This is a genomic window from Hymenobacter segetis (genome assembly GCF_038448715.1).
Taxonomy (GTDB): domain Bacteria; phylum Bacteroidota; class Bacteroidia; order Cytophagales; family Hymenobacteraceae; genus Hymenobacter; species Hymenobacter segetis.
In genome coordinates this window covers 19,460-33,647 of sequence record NZ_JBCEVZ010000051.1, presented here as the reverse complement: position 1 = coordinate 33,647, position 14,188 = coordinate 19,460, and the positions used below count along the sequence as shown (strand labels likewise).

Here is a 14,188-nt window from a genome sequence, read left to right as displayed (position 1 = left end):
AGGCTTTCACCATCGGCGCATCCAAATACATCGCCAAAACCAAAGCCGGCTGGCTCGACCTCGGCCTCACCGGCACCCTCAACACCTATAATAAGGAGAACACCGCCCTGCTCGCCGCCTACGGCCGGAACCCGCTTTCCTTCGAAGTGTACCTGCGCTTCATCGCCCCGCGCATGAGCATGCACATGGGCCACGGCGGGATGAAGCACGGAGGGATGCCGGGCATGAAGATGTAAAGTTGATAACCGCTTAGTTGCTGAACGCAGCGCCAGTAATCGGGCGCTGCGTTTTTCTTTTTATCCCAGCCAATGCACCACTAGCAAGCGCCGTTTATATTTACCCTCCAGAATACGGTGATGGATTGCCACCGCGAACCGCCGGAGCCCCGCGCCCCGCGCTGATGATTCCTACGAAACGGCGCAGCCCCGACGGCCGCGTCGCATAGCTCATCCTGCCGTTCGCCCCAATGCTGCCACCCTTCTCCCTCGCCCGACTGCGGGCTACATCTCTTACCTCGGCACTATTATTCCTGCTGCGCTGGCTGCTGATTTGCGGCCTAATTGGCGCGCTGGCCGGCACCGCTTCGGCTGGCTTTCTGGTGTCGCTCGACTGGGTCACGCGCTGGCGCGAAGCCCACCCCTGGGTGCTGGCGCTGCTGCCGGCGGCGGGCCTGCTCATCGGCATGGCCTACCAGTATTTCGGCGACCGGGCGGTGCGCGGCAATAATTTGATTCTTGATGAAATCCACCGCCCCAGCCAGCGCCTGCCGCTGCGCATGGTGCCGCTGGTGCTGGGCGGCACGCTGGTTACGCACCTGTTTGGGGGCTCGGCGGGCCGCGAGGGCACGGCCGTGCAAATGGCCGCCGCCCTCGCCGACCAGCTCCCCCGCTGGCTCCGCCTGCGCCCGCGCGACCGCCGCCTGCTGCTCATCGCGGGGATGAGCGCGGGGTTTGCCTCGGTGTTCGGCACGCCGCTGGCTGGGGCCGTATTCGGGCTCGAAGTCTTTCTGCTGGGCTCCATTCGGTACGATGCCGTGCTGCCCAGCTTTTTGGCCGCCGTTTTTACTGATTTCGTAACGCGGGCGTGGGGCGTAGGCCATACCCATTACCCCGCGCTGGATGGGCTGCCCCTCACGCCGCTGTTGCTAGGCTGCACGCTGCTGGCGGGCGCACTGTTCGGGCTCACGGCCCGGGCATTTGCTACCCTCACGCACGGCATTGGCCGGGTTTTCAGTCGCGTCAGCTACCCGCCGTTGCGGCCGGTGCTGGGCGGCGTGCTGGTAGCGGGCCTGCTATGGCTGGCCGGGCCTATTCGCTTCGGCGGGCTGGGCATCCCGGTCATTGTCGAAGCTTTTCAGCACCCGCTCGCTCCCACGGATTTCGCCTGGAAGCTGGCCCTCACGGCTCTCACGCTGGGCTGCGGCTTCAAGGGAGGCGAGGTCACGCCGCTGTTTTTCATCGGGGCGGCGCTGGGCAGCGCGCTGGCGCTGGTGCTGCCGCTGCCGGTGGCGCTGCTGGCGGCTATTGGCTTTGTGGGCGTGTTTGCGGGCGCGGCTAACACGCCCCTCGCCTGTCTGCTGATGGGGCTGGAATTGTTCGGGGCCAGTGCGGGTGTGTACCTGGCGCTGGCCTGCGTGGTGGCGTATCTGTTCTCGGGCCACACCGGCATCTACGGGGCGCAAGTGGTGGGCCAGGCCAAGCATTTGCGCGATGGCCGGCACCAGGGCCGGCCGCTGCGCGAGCTGCCCTAGCGGGGCCTACAGCAGAATATCAAACGTGAGGGCGGGCATCACGAGTAGCTTCCGGTGTGCAACGCGCATCTCGTCGGCTTGGTAGTCGGCCACGAATCCATTGGCAAATAATACATTGATACCCGCCCGAAAATCATTACTGAAACGCAGGTTCAAGCCCATGCCGCCGCCCACGTTGAAGTCCGTTAGGGTGCCTTTATTGCCATTGGAGCCCAGGTCCCAGTGATACAGCGAATAAACGCCCCCAATGCCCAGCATCGGCTCCAGACGCGGGTTTTTCAAGGGAATGTAATAAGTGAGTAGACCGATGCCCCCGGCACTGAATTCGTTCTGCCGATGCGAATCGAACACCTGCGTGGCCACCAGCCGCCCGCCAAAATGCGGCCCGAAACGGCCCTCCGCCTGCACCCCCAACACTTTCGGGTTGCCCAAAATGCCCAGGGCCACGGTGTATTTTCGATAAACGGTGGGCTTGATGGGAGCCTCCTGCGCCGCCAGGCGCGAGACAGTCAACGAGCACAGGAAGAAGGGTAGCAGTTTTTGCATACTGGTAATGATTAGCACCTGCGAAACTACTGCCTCGAACCCCACAAATGGAGTACGATAAAAAACTTCCTTGCCCAGGCAACCCTTCCCGCCCTTTCCGCATCTGCCGCCATAACTCACCATCCTTTCTGCTCCCGTGCCCACCCTTACCGTGACGACCGAAGCCGACCTCATCGCTGCTTGTGTGCGGGGCGAGCACCGGGCCCAGCGCCAGCTCTACGACCAGCTGGCCGGGCTGATGCTCACCGTGTGCCGCCGCTACCTCAAGCGCCGCGAAGATGCCGAAGAAGCTCTGATTCTGGGCTTTGCCAAGATGTTCCGGGCGCTGCCCAACTACCGGTTCGAAGGCAGTTTCGAGGGCTGGGTGCGCCGCATCATGGTGAACGAAGCCCTGATGCAGCTGCGCCAGCGCGAGATGATGACCGTGTCGTTTGAAGACTTTGCCCAGCCCGAAAACCTGGCCACCACCGCCGCCACCGCCGACACCCAACTCCAGGCCGAAGACCTAATGAACCTGTTGGCCACCCTGCCCACCGGCTACCGCACCGTCTTCAACCTCTACGCCCTGGAAGGCTACGGCCACCAGGAAATTGCCGAGCTGCTGGGCATCAGCGAAGGCACCAGTAAATCGCAGTTGAGCAAGGCCCGCGCCATGCTCCAGCGGCGCGTTCAGTTTTCCGCCATCTCGGCGAATTAGCCCCTATCCCTATGCTTCCCGAAGATAATATCGACGATTTATTCCGCCGCCAGCTCGACGGCCACGCCACGCCGCCCGGCGACGACCTCTGGGCGCGCCTGCAAGCCAGCGCCCCCCAGCCCGAGTCCCACGAACCGCGCCTCGACGAGCTATTCCAGAAACGCCTCGCCGCCCACGCCACGCCCCCGCGCCGGGAGCTCTGGGAGCGCCTCGAAGACGAGCACCTGCGCCCCCGCCAGCGCCGCGCCGCCGCATGGTGGCCCATGGCAATGGCGGCCGCCGTGCTCATCCTGCTGCTGGCCGGCGGGGCCGGCCTGTGGCTGGGGTTCCCGGCCAAAAATATGGGCGGCAATGAAGTGGCCGTGCAAAAAGGCAAGGGCGCGAACACCGCTACCACGAAACCGGCAATAGTTGTTACTGCCCCGATTACGAAGCCTGCGATAGTTGCTGCTGTGCCCAATGCAACGGCTGCTCCCGCAACAACTACCCCGGCAACTGCCGCACCGATTTCTGAAGAAGCAGTGGCCGCTACGAATGCTCCTGCAACTACTAAAAACCCGGTTTCTACTTCTATTCAAAAAAATACTACGGCTCAGGCAACCCGCTCCCTGGCCCTCGCATCTACCGCATCAAAGGCCAGTAAGTTGGCCGAGCGGCCTTCGCCGCGCCACCCGCTGGGAAGCAACCGGCAGCCGGACGCGGCCGCCCCTTCGCCCACCCTCGTGGCCCGCACGACAACGCCCGCCCCGGCCCATACCCCCGCTGCTGACGAGCAACGGCCGGCCCCGGTACTCGCTGCCAACCTGCCCACCCCAGCGCCCGCGACGGTAATCGACCCCGCCCGCCTGGTGCCCGCCCCCGAGCTTATCACGGTGGACGTGCGCAACGGCGAAGCCCCTGCCCGCCCCGCCCGCCCGGTGGCCTCGGCCCTGGCCGCCAACCCCGAACCAGCCGAGCGCCGGCGGCTGGGCGGCCGCCTCCTTCACATGGGTGGCCAGCTGGTGCGGGGCGAGCGGGTGAACCTGGCCGAAGTCACGGGCCTGCCCGAAAACGTGACCATCCAAGCCACCGTGGCCGGCCACCGGGTCACGAAATCCATTCAATTGTAATTCACCCTCTTCTCGTTAGAAACCATGCAACGCGCTTTTCTCCCCTTCTTTCTGCTGATGACCACGCTGGGCGGGCTGAACGCGGCCCGCGCCACGGCCCTCCGGCCCGCCGCTACTGTTAAGGACACCATCGTAGTGCGCCTGCCCAACAAAGCCACCCTGACCCTGACCGTGCGCAACGCCGCCCAGCTGCGCGACATGAAAAACTACCACCTCGACTCACTCACCTCGCGGCTGGCCACCTACATCAACCAGGCCGAAGCCGCCGCTAAAACCGGCACTACCGACCAGGTAACGATGCGCTTCTACCCCGACAAGGACCAGCCCGGCCAGAACCTGCCCGAGGAAATCCGCGTCACGGCCCACAAGCCCGGCACCAGCGACAAAAGCAACAACAAGGTTCAGGTATTTCTCAACAATAAGTTCGGCATCACGACCACTAAGGACGAGGACGGCAAAAACACCTTCAGCATCGGCACCGATGGCGAGGTGAAGGCCAAGTCCCGGGCCGACTCGCTGAAACGGGAACAGCGCCGCCACAGAGCCACCGTGGAGCTGGGCTTCGATATCGGCCTGACCACGCTGGTGAACTCGACGTCGACAGCCGCCCTGAAAGTGCCTTCGCTCAATAACTGGCGCTCCACGTACCTCAATTTCGGCCTCTACTACGTGCAGCCGCTGCACTACACCAAGAAGTCGAAAGTGGCCATCACCATCGGCCCCGAATTCAGCGGCAACTACATGCGCCTGACCGGCAACGAGCAGTGGGCGCAGAACAACAACCTCACGTTCGTGGAAACGGCCCCCGACACCAAACAGATTCAGGAGGCCACCCTCTACGTCGGCACCCTCAACCTGCCCGTGATGCTGCGTATGAAGCTGCGCAACAAATATGACAAGCGCACGCTTTCGGCCGGCATTGGCGGCTTCGGCGGTACCCGGCTCACCAGCAACATCAACACCGAATACCGGTTGGCCGGCTCCGACTACAATAGCAAGGATAGAGTCACCGGCACCCTCAACCTCAACCCCTGGACGTACGGGGTGCAGGGCGAAATCGGCTTCCACGCCCTGCAGCTTTTCGCCAAGTACAACATGAATGAGTTGTTCAAAGACGGCCAGGGACCCAAAACGCATCTGCTCACCGTCGGCCTGAACGTTTTGGGCTTCTAAAACAACAAGCTGCCCCCGGCCGGACTTAAGCCTTGACAAAAGCAGAACGTCATGCTGAGCTTGTCGAAGCATCTCTACCGCGTAAGTAATTCATTTACTCTTGCGGTAGAGATGCTTCGACTTCGCTCAGCATGACGTTCTTTATTTGGACCTGTCTGGGGCTGCTTGAAGGCCGAAAACCCCTACTGATTCCGAAAGAAATTATCCAATAAAATAGCCGCCGAAATAGCTACGTTCAGGCTTTCGGCCTGGCCACCGGCCCCGCGCGGAATGTGCAGCCGCCGCGTGAGGGCCGCCCCCACAGCGGGTGTGAGGCCGTGCGATTCAGAGCCCATCACGAGCACGCCGGCGGGGCGCAGGGTGAGGTGGTGCACGTTGTCGCCCTCCAAATCGGCCCCGAATATGCCCACGGTGGGGGCCAGCGTGGGCAGCCACTCGGCAAGGTCACGCTCCCAGACGCGCACCCGGGCGAAGGCCCCCATACTGGCGGCCACGGTTTTGGGGGCGTAGGCATCGGCGCAGCCGGGGCTGAGCACCACGCCGGGCAGGCCGTACCAGTCGGCCAGGCGCAGCAGCGTGCCGAGGTTGCCGGGGTCGCGCACTTCGTCGAGGACAAGCAACAAAGCCGATTCAGGCAGCGTTAGCGGCAGCGGGGTTTCGGCGGGCAGGCGCACCACGGCCAGGGCAGTGGTGTTGGTGGCCAGCGTGCCGAGCTGGGTGAGCTCGGTTTCGGTGGCGGCGCTGAGCGGCAGCCGGCCGGGCAGGCTGGCCCGGTTTTCGTCGATGAATTCGGCCGTGCCCAGCATGTGTTCGACTTCCAGGTCGGAACTTAGCAGCTCCAACACGCTTTTGCCCCCCTCTACCAGGAACGCCCCGTGGCGGTGCCGGTACTTCTTCTGGTGCAGCGACTGCACGTATTTGCCAAGTGCTTTTGAAACCATTACTCGTTACTTATTTGCCAAAACTACGGCCTGCGCACCGGCTCGGGCCGCTGCTCGCGCTGCTGGGGCTGGCGGCGTGTTCGCCATTCAGCCTGCTGCGGCCCAACCAACGCCTGCTCAGCCGCGTCGAAATCAAGGGCATCGAGCAGGCCGACAAAGAACGCCTCACCGCGCTGGCCCAGCAAAAGACCAACACCAAGCTGCCGCCCAAGCTGGCCATCTACCACCTGGGCTTCAACTTGTACGATTCGGTGCGTATCAAAAACAAGCTGCGCAACATCGAGACGACCTACGCCGCCAAGATAAAAGCCGCTGGCACCGACTCGGCCGAGTTGGGCAAGCTGCTCGACCAGCGCGAGCGCAAGGTGAAGCGCAAGCAGCTAGCCCTCGACAAAGGCAACGCCATCATGCGCCTGGGCGAAGCGCCGGTTATTTACGACACGGCCCTCACCAAGAAATCGGTGGAGCAGATGACGACCTTTCTACGGTCGCAGGGCTTTTTCCGGGCGCGGGTAACGGCTACCGACACGGCCCGCTTCCGGCGCGGCATTGTGTTCCGGGCCCTGCAAGCCGTGGGCTCGATTATCCCAAGCAAGCCCGATTCGTTGGACGCGGCCAAGCAGTACCGCCGCGTGACGGTGACCTATAACATCAAGGAAGGCCAGCCGTTTCTTTACCGCCTGCAATCCCCCAGCATTCCCGATTCGGCCGTGGCCGCCGTGGTGCGCCAGGGCCAGCCGGCCACGCTGCTGCACGAAAACGACCGCTACAACGAGGACCTGATTGGCCAGGAGCGCATCCGCCTCGAAACCCTCATCAAAAACGCGGGCTACTTCGATTTCCGCCAGCAGTACATCACCCTCGAAGCCGACACGAGCTACGAAAAATTTACGGTACGGCTACGCACGTTCATCGCCAACCCCGGGCCGGGCCAGGGCCACCGGTTGTACACGCTGCGCCAGGTCCGTTTTATCACCGATGCCGGCGTGGGCCGCACCCTGCGCAGCGCCACCGGCGACACCCTACGGCGGGCCGGCACGGCCGGCGCCCTGCGCGCCCGCCCCAGCCTGGGCGTGCGCACGGATACGGTGGTCACGGACTCGGTGCGCTTTGCCGCTTACGAGCAGAAATTCAGCACCGGCCTGCTGGCCAATAAGGTGCTGGTGCGCCCCGAGCAGCACTACAGCCTGACCAATACCCTTCAAACCCAGCGCCAGCTGGCCGACCTTGACATGTTCCGGTTCAATACCGTGAACTACCGCAAGGTGCCCGACCCGCCCACCGCCGACAGCGCCGGCCGCACGCCCAGCACCGGCCAGCTGGTGGCCGTCATCAACGCCTCGCCCGCGCCCAAATTCTCCCAGACCGTGGAGGTGGGCGCTACCTACGTGGCCTACCTGCCGGGGCCATTTCTGAACTACCGCCTGAAAACCCGCAACCCCTTCGGCGGAGCCGAGGTGCTGGAATTTGGCGTGCGGGCCGGCTTCGAGGGCCAGCTCACCCGCGTGGCCAGCGACAACACGACGGACAACGTGTACACCACGCAGCTGGGGGCCACGGCGGCGCTGGTGCTGCCGCAGTTTCTGGTGCCCTTCCGCACCAACTATTTCCTGACGCGCTACAACCCCAAAACCCGCTTCTCGCTCTCCGAAACGTATGTGAAGCGCCCGGAATACATCCGGTCCAACTTCGAGTTTGCCTGGGATTATATCTGGCAGCGCTCGCCGTTTCACCAGTACGTGTTTTCGCCGGTGGTCATCACGCTGGTGAATACGCCCTTCACCAGCGACTCGTTCAACGTGCGCCTCCGGCGCTTGCAGCTCACGGAAGGGTCCTCGCTGTACCGCTCGTTCAGCAAGCAGGTCGAGCCGAGCTTCAGCTTCACGTCGCTGTATAACTCCAACGATTTCAACGAAACCCGCGACGCCTATTACCTGCGGCTGTTTGGCGAAATCGGCGGCCTCACGCGCGGCTTCTACCGCAAAGGGCTCTACGAAAGCACCGGCCTGAGCGTGTATGACTTTGCCCGCATCAGCGTCGATTACCGGCGCTACTACCACCTCACGCCCCAAACGTATTTCGTGTGGCGCCTCAACGGTGGTGCGGTGCACGCCCTCACCCGTACCGACGACCCCACCACGACCGAAAGCGACCCGCAGTACATCGTGCCCTACGACAAGTCGTTTTTTGCCGGCGGCTCCACCAGCCTGCGGGCCTGGCAGCCGCGCCGCCTGGGGCCGGGCGGTTTCACGCCCACGCGCATAAGCGGTGGCCAAATAGTGCGCGACTACCTCACCGAGCAGCCCGGCGAGCTGCTGCTGGAAGGCAGCGCCGAGTACCGTTTCCCGATTTACGGCTTCTTCAAAGGCGCGCTGTTCACCGATTTCGGCAACGTGTGGGGCTTGCAGGAAAAGAAAGACCCCAAAACCGGCGAATACCTCCGTCCCAACGCGCAGTTTCAGCTCAACACCTTCTACCGGCAAATTGCCGTGGGCTCGGGCTTCGGCCTGCGCTTCGATTTCACGTTCCTGATTCTGCGCCTCGACATCGCCACCAAAATCTACGACCCCACCGCGCCCACAAGTGCCGACAAATGGGCCTTGCGCAACTTCGACACCAGCGCCAACCCCATTTCCTTCAATCTGGGCATCGGGTATCCATTTTAAACGCAATAACAAAGCAAAAAAAAGCCCTTCATGTTGACGCATGAAGGGCTTTACTATGTTAATTAACGCTAATACCCCAGCAGCTCGCCCAGTGCCACGGCCACTTTGGCCGCGCTCGGTAGCATCTGCTTTTCCAGCTCCACATTCAGGGCGATGGCCGGCAAATTAGCCGCGCCCAATGTGAATACCGGCGCATCCAGCGCCGTGAAGCAGTGGCGCTGAATGCGTCCGGCCAGGCTTTCGGCAAAGCTGTTCATGAGCGGCTCTTCGGTGAGCACCAGCACCTTGCCGTGGCGGCGGGTGGCGGCCGTCACCGCATCAAAATCAATCGGGTTGAGGGTGCGCAGGTCGAGGATTTCGATTTGGCCGGGGAAGTCGCGGCTGGCGGCTTTGGCCCAGTGCACGCCCATGCCGTAAGTCACAACGAGGGCAGTTTCTCCTTGACGCAGCTGCTCCGCATCGGCGGCCTGGGCAATGGCAGCCACGCCCAGCGGGATGACGTAGCCCGCCGCCGGCTCCACGGTTTTGGCTTCTTCGGTGCCGGGCACTTTGCTCCAGTACAGGCCTTTGTGTTCCAGCATCACCACCGGGTTGGGGTCGAGGAAGGCGGCCCGCATTAGCCCCTTCATATCAGCCGCATTACTGGGGTACACCACTTTAATGCCCCGAATGGTGAGCAGCGTGCTCTCGATGGAGCCCGAATGGTACGGCCCGCCCCCGCCATACGCCCCAATCGGCACCCGGATGAGGGCCGGAATCGGGAATTTGCCCATGGTGAGGTAGCATGATTTCGAGAGTTCCTCCACCAGCTGGTTCAGCGCCGGCCAGATGTAGTCGGCAAACTGAATTTCGACAATGGGCCGCGCCCCCACCGCCGCCATGCCCGCCGTGCTACCCACAATGTAAGCCTCCTGAATAGGCGTATTGAACACGCGGGCATCGCCGTACTTTTTGGCCAGCAGCGCGGCCTCGCGAAACACACCGCCCAGCTCGCCGCCCACGTCCTGCCCGTAGAACAGGGCCTCGGGGAATTCCTGGAGAATATCGTCCACCGCGTGCAGGGCGGCGTCCACCATCAGGGCCTTTTCAGCTCCGGCGGGGCTGCGCTCGCCGGCTTCTTCGGTGATGGCGGGCGGGGCAAATTCGTGGTCGGCGAAGGTGGCCGGGTCGGGGTTGGGCGCGGCCAGGGCTTCGGCCCAGTCGGCGCGCACGGTGGCGCGGGCCTCGGCCTGCAGGGCAGCCAGGGCGGCTTCATCCACGCCCAACGCCAGCAGGCGCTGATGCAGGCGCGGCAGCGGGTCCTGTTCCTGATGCGCGGCCAGGTCGGAGCGGTACCACTCGCGGCGCACGCCGCTGGTGTGGTGGCCCAGCAGCGGACATTTGGCGTGCACCAGCACCGGCCCGCGCCGGGCGCGTACGTGCGCAAACGCTTCGGCCAAGCCGGTGTGCGACGACTCAAAATCGGCCCCATCCACCTGCATCCGGCGCAGGCCGGGGAAACCGGCCGCAAACTCGTAGGCATTCATGGCCCGCATCTCGCGGCCCGTGGCCGAGATACCCCAGTCATTGTCCTGCACCAGGTACACGATGGGCAGCTGGTGCAGAATGGCCATTTGTAGCGCCTCCGCCACCTCGCCCTCCGTCATGGCCCCGTCCCCGATGGAGCACAGCACCAACGGTTTCTCCGCCAGCCAGCCCGCCGATTTATTCAGCGACTCAATCGCCAGCCCCTGCTTTTCAAAATAGCTGATGGCGTGCGCCATGCCCGTGGCCGGAATGGCCTGCATGCCAGTGGCCGAGCTTTGGTGCGGAATAACCGGGATGCCCGCCCGCCGCAGCGAGGGGTGCGAATAATACGTGCGCCCTCCGCTGAACGGGTCATCGCCCTTGGCCAGCAGCTGGAGCATGAGCTCATACGGGCGCAGGCCCATGCCTAGTAGCATCGCGTCGTCGCGGTAGTAGGGCGCGGCGTAGTCGTTGCCATTCATCAGGAAAGCGGCGGCCAGCTGCACGGCCTCGTGGCCGCGGGCGGTGGCGTGCACGTAGCGCGAGGCGGTAGCCTTTTCTTCTTCGTAGAGGGCGGCCATTTCGGCGGCCGTGTGCATTAGGCGGTAGGTGCGGCGCAGCAGGTTGGCATCGGGCGCGGGCGCGGCGGTGGCGGGCGCGGTAAAGGCCTCGGCGGCGGCGGCCGCTGCGGCGGCTACGCGGGGGTTGGCGAAGTCAGTGGTATCGGGAGCGGCGGGAGCAGCAAAATCGGACATCGGGGGCTGGGCGGGGTGAGACTGCAAAAGTACGCCCCGCGCCCTCGTCCGTATCTTTGCGCCGGCAACAGTTGGCCGCGAACCGGGCATCATTGGAAACAAACCACTCCCGGTTCACCATCAACTACTCACCGTCAACTGCCAACTCCCCGCATGTCCTCTCCCACCATCCGTCCCGAAATTGAAGCCTGGCTGGCTGATTTTCAGCTTCGCCTCTGCCAGCAGCTCGAAGCCGCCGACGGCGGCCCCACTGCCTTCCTCACCGATGCCTGGCAGCGCGAAGGCGGCGGGGGCGGCCGTTCCAAAGTGCTGGAACACGGCGCTATCCTCGAAAAAGGTGGGGTTGGTTTTTCGGCCGTGTGGGGCTCCATGAGCGAGGCCGCCGCCCGCCAGCTGCACATGCCCGACCCTCATTTCTACGCCACCGGCGTGAGTGTGGTGCTGCATCCGCGCAGCCCGCGCGTGCCCATCATCCACATGAACGTGCGGTATTTCGAGGCCGGCAACGGCGAAGCCTGGTTCGGCGGCGGCATCGATTTGACCCCGATTTACGTGGACGAGCCCCAGGCCCGCCGCTTCCACGCGCAGCTGAAAGCCGTGTGCGACCGCCACAATCCGGCCTACTACCCCAAGTTCACGCGCTGGGCCGATGACTATTTCTACCTCCCGCACCGCCTGGAAACGCGCGGCGTGGGCGGCATTTTCTACGATAGACTGACTGTGGGCAAGGACGGCACCGCCGAAGAATTATTCGCCTTCATGCGCGACGTGGCCGAGCTGTTCGGCCCGTTTTACACCCAGCTCATGGCCGAAAACCACGCCCTGCCCTTCACCGAGCGCGAAGAAGCCTGGCAAAGCCAGCGCCGCGCCCGCTACGCCGAGTTCAACTTGGCCTTCGACCGCGGCACCCGCTTCGGCCTCGAAACCGGCGGCCGCACCGAGTCCATTCTCATGAGCCTGCCCCCGCGCACCGGCTGGGCCTACAACCCCGCCCCGCCCGCCCCCGGCACCCCGGAGGCCAGCACCCTGGCCTGGCTCCGCAAGGGCGTAGATTGGCTGGCCGATGCTTGAGGCCATCAAACAGCTTGACCGGCAATTACTGCTAGCCATCAACCACGCCCACAGCCCGCTGCTGGATGCGGTGATGGTTTTTGCCTCGAACCGCCTGGTTTGGTTTCCGGTCTACGCCGTGCTCATCGGCTGGCTGATATACCATTTCCGCTGGCGCGCGGCGCTGCTGCTGCCGCTGGTTATTGCCGCCGTGGGCTTGGCCGATAGCATTACCAGCCGGCTGTTCAAACCGTTTTTCGGGAGGCCCCGCCCCTGCCACGATGCCTCGCTGGACCACCTGCTGCACTTGCCCGATGGCTGCGGCGGGCAGTTCGGCTTCCTGTCATCACACGCCGCTAATTCCATGGCGCTGGCCGTTTTTTTGGCAATAATTCTACCTCCCGGGCGTTTTCGCGGCCTCAAAATCGGGGTATTTGCCTGGTTTGCGTTGTTATCCTACAGCCGCATGTATCTTGGCGCTCACTACCCCACCGACGTACTGGGCGGGGCCGCTGTGGGAGCCATCATGGGGTGGCTGGCAGCGGTGGCTTTCCGGCGCTGGGCTCCGCGCTGGTGGCCCGCCCAGGCGTAGCTTCCTTCTACTATGAGCCAGTTAAAACGGCACTTCCTTTTCCTGCTGTGCAGCACCCGCCGCTTGGGCAACAGCGAACAACTGGCCTACTGCGCCGCCCACCCGCTGCCCCCGGGTACCGAGCAGCAGTGGATGCACCTGCTTGATTTCCCGTTGCCCGATTTTGTCGATGTGCGGCACAGCGGCCCCTTTCAGCCGCCCATCGGCAACGCCCAGCACCTGCTCGAAGCCACCCTAAACGCCACCGATTTGGTGCTGGTGGCCCCACTCTACTGGTACAGCCTGCCGGCTCCGGCCAAGCTCTACCTCGACCATTGGAGCGCCTGGCTGCGCACCCCAAGTCTGAACTTCCGCGAGCGAATGCAGGGCAAAACCCTCTGGGCCATTACCGTGAGCAGCGGCGAGCGCACCGAAGCCCAGCCTTTGGAAGATTCCCTGACCCTAACGGCCAATTACCTGCAAATGCGCTGGGGCGGCATCCTCTTCGGCACGGGCTCGCGCCCCAATGACATTCAGCTTGATGCCCCGGCGCTGCTCCGAGCCAGGTCTTTTTTCGCCGTTTCCGAAGAAACAGTTCCGGCAGCTGAAATCTCCAGCGGTGAAGAAGCTAGTAGAATATTCAAATAGGGCGTTGTCATTCCGACGAAGAAGGAATCTGAAAACTGTAATTTGACAGTCTTAACCAGATTCCTCCTTCGTCGGAATGACAACGCCCTAACTAGGCAGCCAGCCTACCGGCCCAGCAGCTTCGCCACGTATTTGCCCACGATGTCGAACTCCAGGTTCACCGTTTCGCCGGCTTTCAACTGCTGAAAGCTGGTATGCTCATAGGTGTAAGGAATAATGGCCACCGTGAAGCCCGTATCGGTGCTCTCGAAACAGGTCAAACTAGTTCCATTCACGCAGATTGAGCCTTTTTCCACGGTGAGGCGGCCGGGGCCGGCCTCGTGCCCGAAGCGGAATAGCCAGGAGCCGTCCTGGTCGGTCACGCTCAGGCAGGTGGCCGTAGCATCGACGTGGCCCTGCACGATGTGGCCGTCGAAACGGCCGTTGGCGGCCAGGCAGCGCTCTAGGTTGACGTGGCGGCCGGGCTGCCACTGGCTCAGGTTGGTCACGCGCATGGTTTCATCAATGGCCGTGACTACGTGCGTGCCGGCCGCCGCATCCACGGCCACCACGGTCAGGCACACACCGTCGTGGGCCACGCTTTGGTCGATTTTCAGTTCGGCGGCAAAGGGCGAAGCCACGGTAAAATGACGGTTGCTGCCTTGGTCTTCAACGGCTACGATGGTGCCCAGGGCTTCAATAATTCCAGTAAACATGAATCGCGGATTTAAGCGGATTGGTCAGATTTCGCGGAGTCTGGCAAACCGAATAGCAGTTCTACCGTTTCCTGAACACAA

Annotated in this window: 13 protein-coding genes and 1 riboswitch; of the genes, 9 read left to right on the top strand and 4 right to left on the bottom strand. The window is 63.4% G+C overall.

Annotation, left to right across the window (positions count from 1 at the left end):
- On the top strand, window positions 1-236 hold a 236-nt coding region (locus AAFH49_RS17080), incomplete at its 5' end, for a hypothetical protein (protein ID WP_425293341.1).
- Window positions 237-343: 107 nt separating this feature from the next.
- Window positions 344-417, top strand: a riboswitch (Fluoride riboswitch).
- 49 nt (window positions 418-466) lie between these two features.
- Window positions 467-1,750 (top strand): chloride channel protein, encoded by a 1,284-nt coding sequence (locus AAFH49_RS17075; protein ID WP_342300077.1) that lies wholly within the window; start codon window positions 467-469, stop codon window positions 1,748-1,750.
- Window positions 1,751-1,756: 6 nt separating this feature from the next.
- On the opposite strand, the gene AAFH49_RS17070 is transcribed toward AAFH49_RS17075, so the two are convergent.
- A complete protein-coding gene (locus AAFH49_RS17070; RefSeq protein WP_342300075.1) occupies window positions 1,757-2,296 on the bottom strand; it encodes a hypothetical protein in 540 nt (179 codons plus the stop codon).
- A 136-nt stretch (window positions 2,297-2,432) separates the two neighbouring features.
- Here AAFH49_RS17070 and AAFH49_RS17065 point away from each other — a divergent pair, with 136 nt between their 5' ends.
- Genes AAFH49_RS17065 through AAFH49_RS17055 form a run of 3 tightly spaced genes read left to right on the top strand, consistent with a single transcriptional unit; the run spans window position 2,433 to window position 5,275 of the window.
- A complete protein-coding gene (locus tag AAFH49_RS17065) occupies window positions 2,433-2,993 on the top strand; it encodes an RNA polymerase sigma factor (protein ID WP_342300073.1) in 561 nt (186 codons plus the stop codon).
- 11 nt (window positions 2,994-3,004) lie between these two features.
- On the top strand, window positions 3,005-4,102 hold the full coding sequence (locus AAFH49_RS17060; protein WP_342300071.1) for a hypothetical protein: 1,098 nt from the start codon (window positions 3,005-3,007) through the stop codon (window positions 4,100-4,102).
- A 24-nt stretch (window positions 4,103-4,126) separates the two neighbouring features.
- Window positions 4,127-5,275 carry a hypothetical protein gene (locus AAFH49_RS17055; protein WP_342300069.1) on the top strand — a complete coding sequence of 383 codons (1,149 nt, stop codon included), beginning with the start codon at window positions 4,127-4,129 and terminating at the stop codon, window positions 5,273-5,275.
- 182 nt (window positions 5,276-5,457) lie between these two features.
- Here AAFH49_RS17055 and AAFH49_RS17050 read toward each other — a convergent pair whose 3' ends face one another.
- Window positions 5,458-6,216 carry an RNA methyltransferase gene (locus tag AAFH49_RS17050; protein WP_342300067.1) on the bottom strand — a complete coding sequence of 253 codons (759 nt, stop codon included), beginning with the start codon at window positions 6,214-6,216 and terminating at the stop codon, window positions 5,458-5,460.
- A gap of 14 nt (window positions 6,217-6,230) precedes the next feature.
- On the opposite strand from AAFH49_RS17050, the gene tamL reads away from it, so the two are divergent.
- Entirely contained in the window at window positions 6,231-8,882 is a 2,652-nt protein-coding gene (gene tamL / locus AAFH49_RS17045) for a translocation and assembly module lipoprotein TamL (RefSeq protein ID WP_342300066.1), read from the top strand.
- 68 nt (window positions 8,883-8,950) lie between these two features.
- Here the strand turns inward: tamL and AAFH49_RS17040 are convergent, their stop codons facing one another.
- Window positions 8,951-11,143 carry an alpha-ketoacid dehydrogenase subunit alpha/beta gene (locus tag AAFH49_RS17040; RefSeq protein WP_342300065.1) on the bottom strand — a complete coding sequence of 731 codons (2,193 nt, stop codon included), beginning with the start codon at window positions 11,141-11,143 and terminating at the stop codon, window positions 8,951-8,953.
- Window positions 11,144-11,296: 153 nt separating this feature from the next.
- Here AAFH49_RS17040 and hemF point away from each other — a divergent pair, with 153 nt between their 5' ends.
- The 3 genes from hemF to AAFH49_RS17025 are packed head-to-tail and all read left to right on the top strand — an operon-like array spanning window position 11,297 to window position 13,412.
- On the top strand, window positions 11,297-12,214 hold the full coding sequence (gene hemF, locus AAFH49_RS17035) for an oxygen-dependent coproporphyrinogen oxidase (protein WP_342300063.1): 918 nt from the start codon (window positions 11,297-11,299) through the stop codon (window positions 12,212-12,214).
- The gene (locus AAFH49_RS17030) at window positions 12,207-12,785 is read left to right on the top strand and encodes a phosphatase PAP2 family protein (protein ID WP_342300061.1); all 579 of its coding nucleotides are present in this window, start codon (window positions 12,207-12,209) and stop codon (window positions 12,783-12,785) included. The genes hemF and AAFH49_RS17030 overlap by 8 nt, the downstream gene beginning before the upstream one ends.
- A 12-nt stretch (window positions 12,786-12,797) precedes the next feature.
- A complete protein-coding gene (locus AAFH49_RS17025; protein ID WP_342300059.1) occupies window positions 12,798-13,412 on the top strand; it encodes a flavodoxin family protein in 615 nt (204 codons plus the stop codon).
- A gap of 104 nt (window positions 13,413-13,516) precedes the next feature.
- On the opposite strand, the gene AAFH49_RS17020 is transcribed toward AAFH49_RS17025, so the two are convergent.
- Window positions 13,517-14,107: a riboflavin synthase gene (locus tag AAFH49_RS17020; RefSeq protein ID WP_198068342.1), complete on the bottom strand. Its 591-nt coding sequence runs from the start codon at window positions 14,105-14,107 to the stop codon at window positions 13,517-13,519.
- Window positions 14,108-14,188: the final 81 nt, after the last annotated feature.

Bases quoted from the DNA above. Each gene is read 5' to 3' on its own strand.
- AAFH49_RS17075 (WP_342300077.1), top strand. From the start codon at position 467: ATGCTGCCACCCTTCTCCCTCGCCCGACTGCGGGCTACATCTCTTACC.
- AAFH49_RS17070 (WP_342300075.1), bottom strand. From the start codon at position 2,296: ATGCAAAAACTGCTACCCTTCTTCCTGTGCTCGTTGACTGTCTCGCGC.
- AAFH49_RS17060 (WP_342300071.1), top strand. From the start codon at position 3,005: ATGCTTCCCGAAGATAATATCGACGATTTATTCCGCCGCCAGCTCGAC.
- AAFH49_RS17055 (WP_342300069.1), top strand. From the start codon at position 4,127: ATGCAACGCGCTTTTCTCCCCTTCTTTCTGCTGATGACCACGCTGGGC.
- AAFH49_RS17050 (WP_342300067.1), bottom strand. From the start codon at position 6,216: ATGGTTTCAAAAGCACTTGGCAAATACGTGCAGTCGCTGCACCAGAAG.
- AAFH49_RS17040 (WP_342300065.1), bottom strand. From the start codon at position 11,143: ATGTCCGATTTTGCTGCTCCCGCCGCTCCCGATACCACTGACTTCGCC.
- hemF (WP_342300063.1), top strand. From the start codon at position 11,297: ATGTCCTCTCCCACCATCCGTCCCGAAATTGAAGCCTGGCTGGCTGAT.
- AAFH49_RS17030 (WP_342300061.1), top strand. From the start codon at position 12,207: ATGCTTGAGGCCATCAAACAGCTTGACCGGCAATTACTGCTAGCCATC.
- AAFH49_RS17025 (WP_342300059.1), top strand. From the start codon at position 12,798: ATGAGCCAGTTAAAACGGCACTTCCTTTTCCTGCTGTGCAGCACCCGC.
- AAFH49_RS17020 (WP_198068342.1), bottom strand. From the start codon at position 14,107: ATGTTTACTGGAATTATTGAAGCCCTGGGCACCATCGTAGCCGTTGAA.